Source organism: Cryobacterium sp. TMN-39-2, assembly GCF_004402745.1.
GTDB lineage: Bacteria > Actinomycetota > Actinomycetes > Actinomycetales > Microbacteriaceae > Cryobacterium > Cryobacterium zongtaii.
Window position 1 is genome coordinate 16,632 of sequence record NZ_SOFX01000022.1, and the last position, 15,929, is coordinate 32,560.

A 15,929-nucleotide genomic window follows, 5' to 3' on the forward strand; every position below is an offset into this window, starting at 1 on the left:
GCCTAGGGCGGCATTCGTCATCTCAATGCCGATTCCTGACCGCTGTATCCACGACCGAGAAATGAACCATGATGACCTTGCACTCACGCCGCCTCGCACTTTTTGCCCTCTTCGCCCTGCCCGGTCTGGCGATCTCTTCGTGGGTTACTCGGACGCCAGCCATCCGGGATCTGCTGGGCGCGACGACATCGGAGATGGGCTTGATCCTGCTCGGCTTGTCTGCCGGGTCGATGATCGGCATCCTCGCGTCCGGTCCTGCCGTCGCGCGCTGGGGAGCGAGGCCCGTGATGCTCGCGGGCACGATCGGGGTCATCCTGAGCATGCCGACGATCGGCGTCGGGGCAGCCTCGTCGTCGGCTACAGCGACGGTCATCGGCCTGTTTCTCTTCGGCTTGGGGATGGGAGGCGGGGAGATTGCGATGACCGTCGAGGGCGCCGACATCGAGAAGACCATTGGCCGCCCCGTGCTGCCCGCCCTGCACGGCTTCTTCAGTTTGGGCACTCTCGTCGGTGCCGGTGCGGGCATCGCTTTCACCGCTACTGACGTCCCGGTGTTGTGGCACTTGTCGGCGATTGGGGTCGTCGCCGTCGTCATCATGGGCGCAGCTGCTCCGCGTATCCCGCGCGCAACCGGGCAGGTTCCCCGAGGAGCGGAACCCACGGCGGCCGCGGCGCCTCGGTTGCCTCTGTGGCGTGACACGCGTCTTCTCCTTATCGCTGCCCTGGTGCTCGCGATGGCGCTTACGGAGGGGACCGCGAGCGATTGGCTCCCCTTAGTCATGGTCGACGGCCACGGTTTCGACGCCACATCGGGGTCCGCCGTGTACGCCGGATTCGCTGCCTCCATGACGATCGGCCGCTTCATCGGCGGGTTGTTTGTCGCCCGTTTTGGCCGGGCGCCTGTTCTGCGAGTCGGTGTTCTCAGCGCCGTAGTGGGCATGGCCCTGGTGATCTTCGTTGACAGTCACGTCGCAGCAGTGGCTGCCGTCGTCCTCTGGGGCCTGGGCGCGTCCTTGGGCTTCCCTCTGGCGTTGTCCGCCGCAGGAGAAGGGGATGGAGACCCCGCCAGGCGCGTCGCCTTCGCGGCCACGGTCGGATACGTGGCATTGCTCGTCGGGCCGCCGGTCATCGGGTTCCTCGGCGACCACTACAGCCTCAGGACGGCACTGATCGCCCCGCTCATCCTGGTCGCGGCCGCTGCATTCATCACCCCTGTCGTCAGGCCTTCCGAGACTTTGACCGATCGTGCTGGGTCGCCTTTGCCTGTGCGTGCGGCGGGTCGCTGACCCGAAGCGGTTGAAGCGGACTGTCACGCCCGGGCGTCGAACCGGCGGCGATAGCTCGACGGCGTGCTGCCGAACGCGGCGGCGAAGTTCTGGCGCAGGGTAACGGGGTTGCCGAATCCGCAGGACGCGGCGATCTGATCGACCGAGAGTTCCGATGTCTCGAGAAGTCGTCTGGCTTCATCGAGGCGGCGAGACCTCACCCACGCGGCGGGTGTCGCCCCTGTGGCGTTACGGAAAGTCCGTACGAAGGTCCGGCGGCTCATGTGCGCCGCGGCCGCGAGGCGGTCAACTCCAAGATCCTCTCCGAGATTTTCCAGGGCCCAGGTCGATGCGACGGCGATGGGGTCGGCTGCGGCTTGGTGCGCCAGGGGCCGCTCGATGTACTGCGCCTGCCCGCCCTCCCGATGCGGTGCGACGACCAAGCTTCGCGCGACCCGGTTCGCCGCTTCGGCGCCGAGGCGCGTCCGGACTACATGCAGGCACGCGTCGATGCCGGAAGCGGTACCCGCCGACGTCATCACGTCGCCGTGATCGAGATACAGCACGTCCGCGTCCACGGTGACGTTCGGATGTCTCCGGGCCAGGTCGCCGGCGGCGTGCCAGTGTGTCACCGCACTTCGGCCCTCGAGAAGGCCGAGGTCGGCGACGGCGATCGCCCCGAGGCACAGCCCGACGATCGTCGATCCGCGACCGTGGGCGCTGAGAAGCGTTGCCCGGAATGAAGGCCGGATCTTCCGGCCGTCGTCGATCCATGAGGGGACGACGACCAAGTCGGCGTCGAGGACAGCGTCAAGACCCATAACCCGGCCCAAGGTGTACCCCTCGGCAGTGCGGATCGAGCCCGCGCGGTCGGAGAACAGAACTGTTTCCCACTGGGCCAGCCCCTGCCGGGTCACCTCGTCGAAGACCATCTGCGGCACCGAAAGATGAAACATCGGGACACCATCGAATGCGTAGATCGCGATCTTCACAGAAACCCTTCCTCTGGCCTGATGCCATCGTAATGCAGCACACGGGCCAGTCGCGGAGGCGGCGACAAGACCGGTAGCGTGGAGACGTGCCCCATCCAGTTGTTACCCCAACGCCCACTTCCGCTGACATGACCACCGCCAAGGCCGTGTTCATCGATTTCGATGGGACATTCGCTGATCGAGGAGTCATCCCACCAGCTCACGTAGAAGCCGTTCGTCGTGCGCGGTCCAACGGACACAAGATATTCCTGTGCACGGGCCGACCGAAATCGATGCTCGCTCGCAACGTGCAGGCCGTCGGATTCGACGGCCTTGTCGCTGCCGCTGGCGGCTACATTGAGGTTGACGAGCAGGTCTGGTCTGACCAGCGGTTTTCGGCTGACCTAGCAGCGAGAACGATCTCCGTCCTCGAGAAATACGACGTAACCTTCGTCCTCGAAGCACCCACCGCGATCTTCGGGCCGCCCGGAAGTCGCGAGCGGATTCACGGGATTCTCTTTGGAGCCTTTCCCGGCGATGGCCAGGGGCCGAGCGACATCCTCGCGTCTCTTCAGATACCCAACGACCTCAGCAATTGTTCGTTCGGTAAAGTCACAATTTTCGACTCCAGAGTGCCGGTTCCCGTCCTCGCGGAAGAGATCGGCACCGATATCGCGGCACTTCCAAGTTCCATCACGGGGCTGAAGGAAAGGGCGGGTGAGCTTTACATCCCCGGCGTTGACAAATCGGTCGGTATCGCCGCTGTCATCGCTCGATTCGGAATCGACCAAAGCGACGTCGTTGCCATCGGGGATGGGGCAAACGACCTTGAAATGCTCGCCTTCGCTGGTACTGCTGTCGCCGTTGAAGGATCCCCGAAAGCGTTGCTCCGGCTCGCCGACCTGGTCATCCCAGGCCCTGACCGTGAAGGAATAGCCTTCGGCTTCGATGCTCTAGGCCTGACACGTCCAGAAATCCGACCAGTTGGTCCCGACGCGGAGGAGCCTGAGCGCGTCTGGTAGAGGTGTCCAGGCCGTCTCCACGTCAGACCGAACACCCCCACGAGAACCGGCTTTCACCATTGATACGCGAGGAATTTTCCCTCTATGGTCACCCGGACTCGATCGCCGTCGGGGTGAGCAACGCGGCCGAGTTCGACATTGCAATTGATCGCGCTCATGATCCCGTCACCGAATTCCTCGTGAATGAGTTCTTTGATTGCGGGGCCGTAGACCTGGAGGAGCTCGTAGAACCGGTAGATCGTTGGATCGCTCCGTAGCGAGTCGTCTGCTGTGCGGTAGGGCTGACGCTGCATCGCTGTGACGGCGTCGTCCTCCAAGCCCAGCAGCTCAGCAACGGCACGTGCCTGGTCGGCCGGAATCGGGTGGAAGCCTAGGATCGCGGCCGCGGTCCACACCGGTGGGCGGGAGATAGCCGACGCGAGGTCCTCCCAAGTGAGCCCAATTTTGAGGCGCAGTTGGTTCGCCAGCTCTCCCGCCTCACGCTTCTCCATGCGTTACCTCGCCGTCGTAATAGTCGTTGCCACGGGAAAACTCGACGAAGGTGCAATCGGTTTCTCCTACGGCCCACGCATCGTGTTCGGGCGGGAGCAGCATCACGTCACCGGTGGAGAACTCGGCATGCTCACCGTCTCTCATCTCGACGGCAAGGGTTCCGGCGGTAACGAGGGCTACGTGTGGCAGCACGCACAGATCGGTGCCCGCATATTCCTTGAGGTCCGCGGACCAGCGCGCGCCAACGTGGAACGTGATCTGCGTGACCTCCACACCATTCAGGCTCGCCGTTCGCTTAGCGATGCGCCCGTGGACGTCCGGTTCAAGTTCGGACAGAGTGGCCTTCTGCATGGACGGGAAGTAGGTCATGTTGTTTCGCTTTCTCTAGGTTGCATTCATTTCAGCTGAAAAGAGCCGGGACCGACAAGCCAATTTGCGCAGGGCACGAGGCCGGATGCGAACGAGCGGCGCGCAGTAACACCAGCGACACAGAAGGGAAAGAATGCGGAAATTTTCAGAGCGTAGCTTGGAGCCGTGCCCTGCAGAGTGCAGCGTTCACTATCTGGGGGCGGAGGGAAAATAGGTGGCTCTCTCAATTCAGCCGGCGCCGGGTGACGCTGCCGACTACGCGCTGCTTCAGGCCATTGTCGAGGCGGCCCCCGACCCGTTGTGGGTCATCAGCGACGACGGGTCGGTTGCGCGGACGAACACCGCGGGGGCCAGGCTTCTTGGATATGCCGATCCTGACCAACTCGTGGGATTGCCTAGCCACGCGACTCTGCACCACCTTCACCCGGATGGATCCACGTACAGTGCCGAGGACTGTCCGATTGTGCATAACGGTCACAGTCGTGCGGCGCAGGCTCCGGAGCTCTTCCTGAGTCGCACGGGTGAGATCGTGCCCGTCATCTGGTCGATAAGAAAGCTGAAAGTAGGCGGCGCGGCGCTACTCTCTTTCGCGACAAGCGAGTCTTTGGCCGAGAAGGCCCGCTTTCAACTCGCTCAAGGCGAGGACGCGGTCAGGTCAGCCGCGCGGCGCCTCGGGATAGCGCCCACCCGCACAGCTCTCCGATCCGAGATGCTGCGCCAGATCAGGGAGCACTTCGCCGATCCAGATTTCAATGCGCTCTCGCTGGCCGCGAACAATCACATCTCGGTGAGGACTCTGCAGATGATATTCGCGGCAGCGGGCACGACTCCAGCAGCCACTATCCGGGGGGTACGCCTCGAATTCGCGCGCCACCTCATCGACCGCGGTAGCACCGTGCAACGCGCAACGTTTGACAGCGGATACCGAGAGCCCAGTGCGTTCGCCCGCGCTTTCCGGCGCCAGTACGGCGTACCACCCTCCCAGCACTCCTCCTCGCGCGCACCAGACGATAACGAGATTGAGGACGACGGAGGGTGGTAAAGCCCACAGCCACTGGTGTGGGGCATTCGTATCGAACGGAAAACCAAGATGCGTCGGATTGACAAGCCTCGAATTGCCTCGGCCTGGCCGAAGACCGGCGCCCTCGGTCGCTGTGTTGGCCTCGACTATTCAGCGATCAGGCACAGGCGAGCGAGGAGAACGTCGGGGATTGGAACCTCAGAGCCGCGGCTGCTGTGTGGCGGCGTCCGGGGCGGTCGTTGTGGTGGGGGGAATGATGTCGTTGGCGATGAGCCCGGCACGGTATTCGGCGGTCATACTGCGAAGGACCCCGACAGTGGACGCGTAAAGAGTACGCAGCCGAGACTCTCGGGTTCGTGAACTCACAGTGCGGCTACTCGCTGGGCGCCGAGGACGGCGGAGCTGCCGAGGTTGTCCTTCGCTAGCGCGGAACCCTCGGCGATCGCATCGGTCCAGGCCTGGGCGGTGGCGACTGCGGCAAAGTTAGAGTGCAACAGCGCCATGAGGGTCGTGTGCACGGTCTTCGCGTCGGCGAAGCCGGCATCGTTGGCGATGTTGATGGACCCGGTCGCGTCCGAGAGGACTTCGGCGGCCAGCCCATGGGTCTCGGACTCGGCGGCTGAGGCGATGATGCAGTTGTTGGTCATGTAGCCCGCAAGGGTGATCGTGTCGATGTCGTGCTCCCGCAGCCAGTTGAGAACATCCGTGCCGGCGAAGACGGTGCCGAACTGCTTCGTCACGGACTTCCACGCGGGACTCTGGCGGCGCGCGATCTCGGGGTGCAGCGCGAAACCGTCCATCGTCGGGTTGAAGACTGGTGCCTCGTCGCCAGCACTGTGCTGGATGACCGCGATCGGAATTCCTGCGGCGGTGGCCGCGTCGATGGCGGCGGTGATCCTCGGCAACGAGTCCGCGTGAGCGGGGAATTGAATTTCCAGCGGTCCGCTGAAGTACTCCTGCTGCACGTCAACGAGGATTAAGGCGCGACGGGGTGTGTTCATAGTCTTGACTCCTGAAATTTGAGCGACATTGTCTTCGCTCATCCATGGTCACGTCCTCCGCCCCGGCATGCCATTGGCTCGCACGACACAAGGCGATGAATTTAGGCCAACCGTTGAAGAGCTGAGTGCTGCGCCCGTATGCGTCCGACGATGCGCTTTATCCCAGGGGATCGCGGTGCACGGGGGCGACGCTTTGGGGTGGTCAACATGATCGCAACAACTTTGCTCTGTCTGGCCGTGATCGTCATGTGCGCGACGGGGCCGATCATGTGGTGGACTCGGCGTGGCACGGCCTCCGGGACGGCGGCTCCCCGTGCCAAGCTGCCGACCGGGTCTTGCTCGCGGCTATCGCGGCTCTCGACGTCTTACTACCGTTGTCCGGGCTGTCGCTGCTGATCGTCCTCGCGCTGGACCAGCTGCTGATCCGCAGGGGGCCCCGGTTGCGCCGTTTCTTCAGAACGGCGTAACCGAGTCGCCCACGCGAGTCAGATCAACAGCGCTGTCACTGGGTTAGTTCAGACCCCAGAAGGCATCTTCAGCGGGACCGTCTTCGGAGAACAGTCGTACCTCGACGATCTTGCCGCCTCGGACTGTGAGCAGATCGATGCCAGCCATGTCCATGGTCGCTTCGGCGCTGTTTCCTGAGAACCGCACCGGCACCGCGACCACGTCACCATTGACCATCGGGGGACCGGCGACGGCGAGTTGAAAACTGCCTGCGCTGGCTTCCATCATTCCGCTGAGGAGGGCGCCGACCCCGGCCACGCCATGGTGGTCTCCCGAGAATTGGTGGGCGCCGGGCTGGTGCCAGAGGACGTCGTCGCTGAACTGGGCCATCACGGTGGGGATATCGCCGCGGCCAAGGGCGGCGAAATAGGTCTCAGCAACGGCTGCGGGGATGGGCTCGGTCATTTTGGTGGCTCCTTCGTCGGTGTGTTCACCCATAGTCACAGATGGTAACTTGTTACCTCAACGTAACTAAGGAGACGCATGTCGAACGCGACCCCGGTATGGAACGTCATGTTGGCGACATGCCCCTCCCGAACCTCGTTGGCGAAGATCGCCAACAAGTGGACCGCGATGATCGTCATCACGCTCAGTGACGGCCCGGCCCGGTTCGGTGCCATCCGCGAGAGCGTCGGGGGCATCAGCGGCAAGGTGCTCTCGGGAACGCTTCGCGACCTGGAACGGGACGGGGTCCTCACCAGAACCGCGTACGACGAGATGCCCCCTCGAGTGGAATACGAACTCACGTCGTTGGGGCGGACGCTACGTGAGCCTCTGACCGCCTTGGGCATCTGGGCGGAGCAGCACATCGAAGCGGTTCTAGACGCCCGAGACGCCTACGATCAACGGCCGACGGACAGGTGACGCAACCGGCGTCCACGTGAAGTCCGGGTGCCCGCTACGCGCTCGCGGGTTCGGTGGCACCGGTCACACAGGACGCGGGCAGCGGGACGGCGCTTTCAGCGTCGATCATCGGCACCGTAGCCGCCCAGGTGTTCATCGCTTCCAATACGGGGCGCAGCGCTTCACCCGACGCCGTCAGCTCGTAGACCACACGAGGAGGGATCTCGGCATACACGGTCCTCGTTACGAGCCCGTAGGTTTCAAAGCGGCGAAGCCGGTTCGTGAGAGTGTGGGCGCTGATACCAGTCAGCGCATCGCGCAGCTCAGTGAACCGCGCCGGCCCGGTCAGCAGCTCTCTGATGATGAGTGTCGCCCAGGGGCCATCGAGCAGGGTCAGAAATCGGGCAATGCCGCATTCTGGCCAGGGCGTACCGGAGAATGTCATATTTCGAGGCTACTCCATTAGTGCAGTTGACGTAACTAGTGCACTGTGTGCACTAATGGTTCACATGACCTATCTCATTCACGGCGCCACAGGCGCCCAAGGCGGCCCTGTCGTCGCAGCCCTCCGTAAAGCCGGCAAGAACGTCACAGCCGCAGTGCGCAACCCATCCAACTACGAGGGTGATGCTGTCGCCGTCGACTTCACTTCGGTCGCGTCCTTGGAAGAGGCCTACCGCGGAGTAGAGGGTCTTTTCGTGCACCTTCCTATCGGGACTGCCGAACAGCAACTCGCCCACGCGCGGACCATCGTTGAAGCCGTCACGCGCGCCCAGCCCCCACGGGTGGTTGCCTCTACCAGCGGGTACCGCGTGAACACGGCCGAGGCGGGGGAGGGCGCCGCGTCGGTTCTCGTGAGGGGACTCATGGCGAGCGGTGTGTCAGTAGCCATCGTTGAACCCCGGCTCTACCTGGAGAACCTCCTTCTGCCTACCGTGAGCGGACCCACCCGTGAAGAGGGAATGCTGCGATATCCCATCCGCGACGACTACCGGGTGTCGTGGAGCTCGCACCTGGACATCGCCGACGTGGTGGTTCGACTCTTCGATCAGCCCGGGGTCACCGGTGTGGTCGCGGTCGGAGCCCTTCCCGGTCTTCTTGGGGACGACCTGGCAACGGGTTTCGGGACGTATCTTGACCGGGACGTGAGCTTCGAGGCGCAGGATCCGGACGACTTCGGGGCACTCATCACGCCGTTGTTCGGCAAAGCCGGCGCTGACCCGGTTGTTGCGTCCTACCATTGGAGGCTCACTCAGTCCGGTGAGGAGATCGGCAAGGGGGATAGCGCACAGCAGCGTCTCGGTATCGAACCGCGTTCCATCGAACAGTGGCTCCGGGACATCCAGGCTTGACCGGGATCTGATCACCGGGTTGCGTCTCAAAACCCGGCGGGACAATGCGCTGCGCTGGAGGTGGCAGAGCGGAGGGGTTCTTGCGAGTGTTAAGACGCAAGCACCTCTCCGCGCTAATCGTGCGACCTCGTGGACACGTCGACCATCGGTTCGCACGGGCGGGTCCGGCACGTTGCCTTCGCGGGCGATTGCGGCGAGCTGGTCGCTGGCGTGATCACACTGATCGCGAAGTGCCGCTTTGAACGTTTGGCTCCCTCGCGGGTGCCATTTCGCTTTAACAGCGCTCCTTCGGCGCACCAACCTCGACCCGCCGATCAGGGTGGGGGGTGATCGTCTCCTACCGTCCACCGATCCCCTGGGGAGCGGCACGCGAGAATGACGGACCCGAACACGGGCCAGCTACAAGAGATAAACTCAGTACTCCCTTCGAGAGAGAAGCTCATGAAAAACAACAATGCTCCTGATGGCGAATACACCGATTCTGAGCCAGCAGCAGGACCGTCGGAAGCAAACGGCGAGGGGGCGGAGGTGGAGGGCGAGTACACCGACATGGATACTTCTCACGAGCATCCAACGGACACGAGCGCGACCTCGTCCTGAAACAGGATCGTAAGCACCGCTGAAAGCTCTACCGAGGCGCGCGCTCGCTTCGAACTATCGCGGAGTCCACACCGAGCGGTCGCGGTGGGCGAACACTGCGAACCCGACTGGGTCGCGACCGAGGACCTGACGGACATCGTCGGTCAGGCCCGCGGCCAGGCCCAGCCGGGCGGTGGTGTAAATCGCCGCAGTGACGAGGACCATGCCCCATGGCAGGCCTAACTTCCTGCGGGCATGCACGATATACCGCAGGACACCGGGCCGCGCGTAGCGGATTGGCCGGCCCAGTTCGTGGGTGAGGATCTCGGCAATCTGCGCATAGGTCAGCGCTTCATTCCCGGTCACCGTCCACGCGGTGTCCACATGCGCTGACGGATTCAGAAGCGCGGCTGCGGCAACGGCTCCGACGTCGTCAACATCCACGAATGCCGTCGCTCCGTTGCGTGCGGGGACCATGATCTCGTCCCGATCGCGAATATCGGTCAGATGGGTGGTGGACAGGTTTTGGTGAAAGAAGGATGCCCGAACGAAAGTCCAGGCCACGCCTGAGCCACGAAGCCACGCCTCGATCGCCGCGTGCGGCACGATGGTGTTCTTCTCGGCTCCCTGCAGCGACAGGAACACGATTTGCGAGATCCCGTGGTCGCGGGCGTACTCCAGCGCCGGGATCATCTGACTTTTCGGTTTCCCCAGGTGCGGCGGGCGCATGAGGAACATTTGCTCCACCCCAGCGAAGGCCGCTTCCCAGGTAGTTGGGTCGGTGAAGTCAAGAGCAACGGCTTCCACCCGGTCGCCGAATACCCGCCGAACCGACGCGACGCTACGACCGGTTGCCCTAACGCGGGCGCCACCATCCAGAAGCTCCTGCACAACCACCTGACCCACATTCCCGGTCGCGCCGGTGACCAATACCGAATTCTTCCGCTCTCGTGCCTGCATCGCGCCCCATCGCCGTCTCCGAGACCTTCGCACGTGGGATTTGTCCCCCATGACAGCATCGGTATGCCCAGTCTCACACCGAAAAATAAACGGGCCGACCCGATCCTGCGGCGAAATTGGAGTTTCTTTCCGCTGCCGCCTCCTCACGACAACCACAGGTGCACGTCAGCTGAGACCTCCAGCGATGGGCCGTCATGGCCAGGTGGTCCGGCGCCGCCAGCGCGAACCGTAGGGAAGTCGTCAGGATTGCGGTATTCGGTGTATGGGTTCCGTATTGATCGTTGAGACGTCGAGTTTCCGGGTCGACGCTTATGAGGTGAATAGCGCGCGAACGCTCAGTTCGGAATTCTTGCTCAGCCGGTGGCTCTCGCCCGTCCTTGATGGACGGTGCAAGTGGGGCGGCTACACGGTCTCGGTCGGCCGTTATGGCAGCGTGGGCCACCGACTGCTGTTATACCCACCGGGAATCTCGGCGCCTCAACGTCGCTGGGTTCGTCTGTGGCGTGGCTGGATGGTGTCGGGCCTCGTGGGCGTTCTTGGACTTCTCATAACGTTCGGTGCGGTTGGCGCGTCGCGGTTGGTGATTATCACGGCGTGTGTCACGTTCTATGTTTTTGGAACTGTCGTCGTGGCCCGGCGCGCCGGCCCGGTCCGCCGGCAGGTGCTTGAGCTGACGGCGGCGAGATCCCATCTGGCGCCCGATGCGGGGCACGCGCTCGAGTGCGGATATCTGGCGACGCTGGCGGCCACGATGACCAGTGCCGATGCGGCGCTGGCCAGCGGTGTTTCCTCACCCGCAGAGCACGAGATGGTGTGGTGGGGCGTGTTCACGAACGCCCAGGAGCATCTCGCTGCGGCCCGCAACGACCGGTAGCCGCCAATCTTCCTTCCACGGGAGCTGGTGGCTGTCGTGGAGGAAGAAACAGGTGTCGACCTCGTCGCCCCGGAGGGCGATCGAGGGCGCTGTGATCCGGCACCACCGGTTCGGCGTGGACTCTCATTTCAAGCACGCGCCGGACCGCCTGGCCATGATGCTGGACAGGAGAGTCAAATTCCTCCGTGCTGTGATTCTGTGGTTGCAGTAGTCATGCGAGTTGTGCCAGCCAGGTCAATTCAGCGGCGTCAAGCTCGGAGGGTGTCACCGTGTCGTCTTCTAATTGCGGCCTCGCGCGGACATCGCGGAGGGCGACAACACCCGTACAGGGGATGGCGAGCAGGTCACCTTCACGGAGATCGTCGGGCAGCTCCACCATGCCGCGACCGCGACTGGGGGTTTCGTGAGATTCGCCGGAGAGCAGAATCGCGGTGGTGCTCTTGACCGTCGAGGCTCGCCCGATGAGTCGGGTTTCCCGCCAAATCGCGTCCACACTGTCCAGGCACGCGTCGATGAGCACCACGCGTGCGGCGTCGAAGTTCTTCAGTACCGCAGTGACCCGCACGACGACGACGGCGGCGTCCCGGTACGGCGATCGCCGCCCGTGAGTGCCGGGGATGACGGCGGTAGCGGTATGCACGCACGGGGTTTGGCACACGTCGACGAGCCGCATCATGGACACGCCGGCGACGATGACATCAGTGGTGCTGGCGTGTGAAGATTCGGGCCAGGCATCGATGTCGAGAGGATCGGCAAGCGTGCGCCGGAGGGACGGCATCATCGCGGTGAGAGTCATGAGCCAGACCTTGTTCCCAGATCGCTGGGTCTAAGGGGCTCCAATGTGGGGCTGTCAGGAGTAGTCATTCTTCAGTCCTAACGGACCCCCGGGCGTAAAACCTCCCCCCTAACGGAAGACATACGGGAATTTCGCGGAACCGAACGGTACCGCGGTGGGGGAGGAGACAGTGGAAATCGCCCGGCAAGCAAAATGGGGCGTGAGGTTCAGCGTGCCGTTTCTGACAACGAGCAAGTAACTGCTCTGAGCATCAGGGCCGCGCAGACCGGGTGCGTACCTCGGATGCGACAGAGGTGAGGGCGTCGGTGAAGGCGGCAAGCTGATCGGCAGTCAAACTGCTGGTCGAGGCGGCGAGCATCTCCGAGAAATCCTGGTGGATGCCGCCCATCACCTCGTGCCCGAGCGGGGTCAACTCCAGGTAGAGGCTGCGCCGGTCGCCGGGGTGATCCACCCGGTGTAACAGGTCCGCGTCCACCAACCGGCGGGCGATCGCGGTGATCGCGCCCGTTGTCATGCCCAGGTGGGCGGCCAGCTCCTTGGGCGTGATGCTCACCGACCGCCCCACCCGGAACAGGGCGCGCAGCTCGGTCGCGCTTACGCCGACGTCCTGCGCAATGCGCTGGCGGTTGGCGTCCAGGGCGCTCACGAATGCAGTGGCCGCCGCCGGAAAACCGGTGAGGGTATGCGCGAGCGGTTCGGGTTGGGTCATGTCTCCTCCGGCCTACGTGGGGGCAAGCCCCGCCCACGCGGCGTTGTGAAGTAATCGTACCCAATTCACCCCAAACAAGGTGAAAATGTAGTTTACTAAGTAAGTCACTTAGTGACTAAGGCAAATCAGGCACCGTCAAAACCGATGGAGTAGATCATGATTCCCGACATTCTCTCGCCCGGCCAGTACGACACGGTCTACAACTCCTTGTCCCTGGTCATCGCCGCCCAGCTGTTCACGGCGGTCTTTCTGCTCATCTCGCTGCCGCGCATCCTGCCGCGGTATCGCCAGGCCATCACGGTGGCCATCGTCGTCTGCGGGATCGCGGCCTACCACTACTTCCGCATCTTCGACTCGTTCAAGGCGGCCTTCGTGACCGAAGGCGTCGGCGGCCAGGCCGACTACAGTCAGGCGGTCGGCGAAGGTTTCAACGAGGGCTACCGCTACGTGGACTGGCTTCTCACGGTCCCTCTTCTGCTCGTGGAACTCATCGCCGTGCTCGCGCTGGCCCGGTCGGTGCAACGTGGGCTGCTAGTGCGGCTCGTTCCGGCCGCCGCACTCATGATCATCCTCGGCTACCCCGGAGAGATCAGTGGCGACAACGGCATCCGTGGCCTGTTCGGGCTGCTGTCCACCATCCCGTTCGCCTACATTCTTTATGTGCTGTTCGTGCAGCTGGGTAAGTCGCTGAACAAACAACCCGTGGGCGTGCGCCGCATCCTGAGCCAGCTGCGTTTCTTGCTGTTGCTGAGCTGGGGTGTCTACCCGATTGCCTATCTGTTGCCGTTGCTGGACATCGCCGGTCCTGATGCCTGGGTCTACAAACAGGTGGGCTATTCGATCGCCGACATTCTGGCAAAGGCCGTCTATGCTCTGATCATCTTCCAGGTGGCACGCATTAAGTCTTTCGACGACGACCCCACGTTCGCCGGTATTGAGCGGTCCCGCGATGAGGCGCCTGCGCGCGTCTGACTTTCTGGCGGTCCACGATCTTGCTGGGCGTGGCTTTGTCAGCAAGCGCGTCGACATCGGCGCCAAGGCCCCCACGGGTGACTTCGAATGGGCAGGTCACTCGTTGCGGTTCTCCACGTGATGCAGATACTCCGCCGGCAAGTTCTGGGTGCTGTGGTTGGTGCGAGGATCCTTATGCGGTTGTGACTGGAATGCGGATGCGGAGCTTGCTGGGCTCGATCCAGGCTTTGAAGGCAACGGCTTTGCCGAACGCGTCGCCGTCGAGTTCTATTTCCTCGGGTCGAGAGAAGCGTGCGGTGAACTCAGAGCCGGTTTCATAGCGCAAGTCGCCGTCGTTCTTCTGTTCCCCGGCGAGGGCCTTTCCCGCTTTGGTTCGACGAACGATGCCGTTGGTCCAGGCCACTGTCACCCATACCCTGATCCAGCCCAGTGCACCGCCTGGCCGGGTCATCATGACATCGAACAAACCGTCATCCAGCACTGCTTCGGGCATCAGCAAGATATTGGCCGGCAACGATCCGCAGTTGCCGAGGATCAGGGTGTGCACCGTTGCTCGCTTGGCAGCGCCGTCGTTGATCTGGAATCGCATGTGCAGCTCATCCGGGTCACGCAGAGACTTGACGATTGCTTTCACATAGGCTGCCCAGCCAGCTTTTGCCTTGAGATCTTCGTCAGTGTTCGTGATCATCTTTGCGTCAAGGCCCAAACCTGCCATCACCACGAACGCGTGCTCGTCGCGCGACTTGTCGTCTCGCTCGATACGAATCATGCCCAGATCAATGGCGCGATCCTCACCGGTGAATGCTGCGCGCACGCTCTCATGCATGTCACTGAGGGTGAGGTCGAGATTGCGCGCGAGGAGGTTGCCCGTTCCGGAGGGTATAAGCCCAACGGGCACGTCGTGCCCGCGGACGGCCTCGATGACAGCACGCACGGTACCGTCACCGCCGGCGACGATGATCAGATCAACGCCGAGTTCCAACGCTTTCGCGGTCACGCCCTGGCCGACATCGTCGACGGACGTTTCAAACCAGACGCTCTCAGACCACCCCCCGGCCGCTGCCTCCGTATTCACAGCTTTTCGGAGGGCATCGAGATCGACCTTGACGGGGTTGTAAATGACAGCGGCGTTCCGAAGCGTGACATCACTCATTGAGCCACTGTAAACCAGGCCGTACAGAGATGAGCATGCTCGCAGGGAACGAATCTGCGCTCTAACCTCGCGCTTGTCGCCGCACAGGATTTATGATCGTCCCGGCCGCGTGTTTCGGGCTGCTGCCGTAGGTCGTTGAAGGGACAGCCGTGTCGAAGTCGAAGAAAACAGGTGCGGTCAAGCGCGTTCCGAAACCTCTATACGAGGATGAGCTGGAACGGTTGCAAGCCGAGCTCGTAGGCATGCAGCAATGGGTCATTGAGACCGGGGCGCGGGTGCTGGTCATCTTCGAGGGTCGAGACGCCGCGGGCAAGGGCGGCGCGATTAAGCGGATCGTCCAGTATTTGAATCCGCGCTCCGCCCGGGTCGTCGCACTTCCCACTCCGAGCGAGCGAGAGAAGGGCCAGTGGTATTTCCAGCGCTACATTGAACGGCTACCCACTGCCGGGGAGATCGTCCTGATGGACCGCTCTTGGTACAACCGTGGTGGCGTCGAACGGGTGATGGGATATTGCACCGATGACCAGTACCGTCTGTTTCTCGAGCAGGTGCCCTTGGTGGAAAAGATGCTCGTTGACGAGGGGATCATTCTGGTGAAGTTCTGGTTCTCCGTGTCTGACAAGGTCCAGGAAGACCGGTTCCGTTCTCGACTGGAAGATCCGATGCGCCGGTGGAAACTCTCCGAGACGGACCTCTTTTCGATTACCCGCTGGGAGGACTACTCGCGAGCCAAGGATGACTTGTTCGCTGTCACGGACCTTCCGTTTGCACGGTGGTGGACGGTTGAGAGCGATGACAAGCGTGCGGCACGAATCAACTCAATCAAGCACCTTCTGTCCAACATCCCCTATGAGCACCGGGTGCCGGACGAAGTGACTATTCCCGATCGCCCGGAAGCAAATGACTACGAGCGGCCCCCAAAGGATGAGGCGAGCCTGGTCACTGATCACGCCAACACTCTGAAGAAGAAATAGAGAGGTCTCATGCTTCGCGCAGGGTATTCTGCGGCTCGCAGGGCGTCAGGCGAGTTCACGGTGACCCGG

Annotated in this window: 20 protein-coding genes; 9 read left to right on the plus strand and 11 right to left on the minus strand. The window is 62.9% G+C overall.

Annotated features, from left to right (window positions below):
• Positions 1-68: 68 nt before the first annotated feature.
• Positions 69-1,286 (plus strand): MFS transporter, encoded by a 1,218-nt coding sequence (locus E3O57_RS06975; protein WP_103479760.1) that lies wholly within the window; start codon positions 69-71, stop codon positions 1,284-1,286.
• A gap of 23 nt (positions 1,287-1,309) precedes the next feature.
• On the opposite strand, the gene E3O57_RS06980 is transcribed toward E3O57_RS06975, so the two are convergent.
• The gene (locus E3O57_RS06980; RefSeq protein ID WP_165787979.1) at positions 1,310-2,257 is read right to left on the minus strand and encodes a GlxA family transcriptional regulator; all 948 of its coding nucleotides are present in this window, start codon (positions 2,255-2,257) and stop codon (positions 1,310-1,312) included.
• A 128-nt stretch (positions 2,258-2,385) separates the two neighbouring features.
• On the opposite strand from E3O57_RS06980, the gene E3O57_RS06985 reads away from it, so the two are divergent.
• Positions 2,386-3,258 (plus strand): HAD hydrolase family protein, encoded by an 873-nt coding sequence (locus E3O57_RS06985; RefSeq protein ID WP_103460492.1) that lies wholly within the window; start codon positions 2,386-2,388, stop codon positions 3,256-3,258.
• Between the two features lie 53 nt (positions 3,259-3,311).
• On the opposite strand, the gene cynS is transcribed toward E3O57_RS06985, so the two are convergent.
• Both cynS and E3O57_RS06995 read right to left on the minus strand, forming a co-directional pair.
• A complete protein-coding gene (cynS, locus tag E3O57_RS06990) occupies positions 3,312-3,749 on the minus strand; it encodes a cyanase (RefSeq protein ID WP_103460493.1) in 438 nt (145 codons plus the stop codon).
• Complete coding sequence (locus tag E3O57_RS06995; RefSeq protein WP_103479761.1) at positions 3,736-4,119, minus strand: hypothetical protein; 384 nt, start codon at positions 4,117-4,119, stop codon at positions 3,736-3,738. Before E3O57_RS06995 ends, cynS begins: the two co-directional genes overlap by 14 nt.
• Positions 4,120-4,333: 214 nt before the next feature.
• Between E3O57_RS06995 and E3O57_RS07000 the strand changes: the two genes are divergently transcribed.
• The gene (locus E3O57_RS07000) at positions 4,334-5,161 is read left to right on the plus strand and encodes a helix-turn-helix domain-containing protein (protein ID WP_103479762.1); all 828 of its coding nucleotides are present in this window, start codon (positions 4,334-4,336) and stop codon (positions 5,159-5,161) included.
• 341 nt (positions 5,162-5,502) lie between these two features.
• Here E3O57_RS07000 and E3O57_RS07005 read toward each other — a convergent pair whose 3' ends face one another.
• Complete coding sequence (locus E3O57_RS07005; protein ID WP_103460496.1) at positions 5,503-6,141, minus strand: isochorismatase family protein; 639 nt, start codon at positions 6,139-6,141, stop codon at positions 5,503-5,505.
• Positions 6,142-6,651: 510 nt separating this feature from the next.
• A complete protein-coding gene (locus E3O57_RS07010; RefSeq protein WP_103461988.1) occupies positions 6,652-7,053 on the minus strand; it encodes a nuclear transport factor 2 family protein in 402 nt (133 codons plus the stop codon).
• Between the two features lie 78 nt (positions 7,054-7,131).
• Here E3O57_RS07010 and E3O57_RS07015 point away from each other — a divergent pair, with 78 nt between their 5' ends.
• Positions 7,132-7,512 carry a helix-turn-helix domain-containing protein gene (locus tag E3O57_RS07015; RefSeq protein WP_103461985.1) on the plus strand — a complete coding sequence of 127 codons (381 nt, stop codon included), beginning with the start codon at positions 7,132-7,134 and terminating at the stop codon, positions 7,510-7,512.
• 34 nt (positions 7,513-7,546) lie between these two features.
• Here E3O57_RS07015 and E3O57_RS07020 read toward each other — a convergent pair whose 3' ends face one another.
• Positions 7,547-7,936: a helix-turn-helix domain-containing protein gene (locus tag E3O57_RS07020; protein ID WP_103461984.1), complete on the minus strand. Its 390-nt coding sequence runs from the start codon at positions 7,934-7,936 to the stop codon at positions 7,547-7,549.
• A 64-nt stretch (positions 7,937-8,000) separates the two neighbouring features.
• Between E3O57_RS07020 and E3O57_RS07025 the strand changes: the two genes are divergently transcribed.
• Complete coding sequence (locus E3O57_RS07025; RefSeq protein ID WP_103479806.1) at positions 8,001-8,843, plus strand: SDR family oxidoreductase; 843 nt, start codon at positions 8,001-8,003, stop codon at positions 8,841-8,843.
• A gap of 441 nt (positions 8,844-9,284) precedes the next feature.
• Positions 9,285-9,443 (plus strand): hypothetical protein, encoded by a 159-nt coding sequence (locus tag E3O57_RS18655; protein WP_165787980.1) that lies wholly within the window; start codon positions 9,285-9,287, stop codon positions 9,441-9,443.
• Between the two features lie 54 nt (positions 9,444-9,497).
• On the opposite strand, the gene E3O57_RS07030 is transcribed toward E3O57_RS18655, so the two are convergent.
• Positions 9,498-10,352: an NmrA family NAD(P)-binding protein gene (locus E3O57_RS07030; RefSeq protein ID WP_198416813.1), complete on the minus strand. Its 855-nt coding sequence runs from the start codon at positions 10,350-10,352 to the stop codon at positions 9,498-9,500.
• 292 nt (positions 10,353-10,644) lie between these two features.
• On the opposite strand from E3O57_RS07030, the gene E3O57_RS07035 reads away from it, so the two are divergent.
• The gene (locus tag E3O57_RS07035; protein WP_103479765.1) at positions 10,645-11,256 is read left to right on the plus strand and encodes a DUF6611 family protein; all 612 of its coding nucleotides are present in this window, start codon (positions 10,645-10,647) and stop codon (positions 11,254-11,256) included.
• Positions 11,257-11,467: 211 nt separating this feature from the next.
• Here E3O57_RS07035 and E3O57_RS07040 read toward each other — a convergent pair whose 3' ends face one another.
• A complete protein-coding gene (locus tag E3O57_RS07040; protein WP_103479766.1) occupies positions 11,468-12,052 on the minus strand; it encodes a hypothetical protein in 585 nt (194 codons plus the stop codon).
• Between the two features lie 250 nt (positions 12,053-12,302).
• On the minus strand, positions 12,303-12,761 hold the full coding sequence (locus tag E3O57_RS07045) for a MarR family winged helix-turn-helix transcriptional regulator (protein WP_103460367.1): 459 nt from the start codon (positions 12,759-12,761) through the stop codon (positions 12,303-12,305).
• Positions 12,762-12,917: 156 nt separating this feature from the next.
• Between E3O57_RS07045 and E3O57_RS07050 the strand changes: the two genes are divergently transcribed.
• Positions 12,918-13,733: a bacteriorhodopsin-like gene (locus tag E3O57_RS07050; protein ID WP_088456555.1), complete on the plus strand. Its 816-nt coding sequence runs from the start codon at positions 12,918-12,920 to the stop codon at positions 13,731-13,733.
• On the opposite strand, the gene E3O57_RS07055 is transcribed toward E3O57_RS07050, so the two are convergent.
• Complete coding sequence (locus E3O57_RS07055; RefSeq protein ID WP_103479767.1) at positions 13,660-13,833, minus strand: DUF3618 domain-containing protein; 174 nt, start codon at positions 13,831-13,833, stop codon at positions 13,660-13,662. The two genes, E3O57_RS07050 and E3O57_RS07055, sit on opposite strands and share 74 nt — an antisense overlap.
• A 72-nt stretch (positions 13,834-13,905) precedes the next feature.
• The gene (locus tag E3O57_RS07060) at positions 13,906-14,886 is read right to left on the minus strand and encodes a diacylglycerol kinase family protein (protein ID WP_103479768.1); all 981 of its coding nucleotides are present in this window, start codon (positions 14,884-14,886) and stop codon (positions 13,906-13,908) included.
• Between the two features lie 149 nt (positions 14,887-15,035).
• Here E3O57_RS07060 and ppk2 point away from each other — a divergent pair, with 149 nt between their 5' ends.
• Complete coding sequence (gene ppk2 / locus E3O57_RS07065; RefSeq protein ID WP_103479769.1) at positions 15,036-15,860, plus strand: polyphosphate kinase 2; 825 nt, start codon at positions 15,036-15,038, stop codon at positions 15,858-15,860.
• Positions 15,861-15,929: the final 69 nt, after the last annotated feature.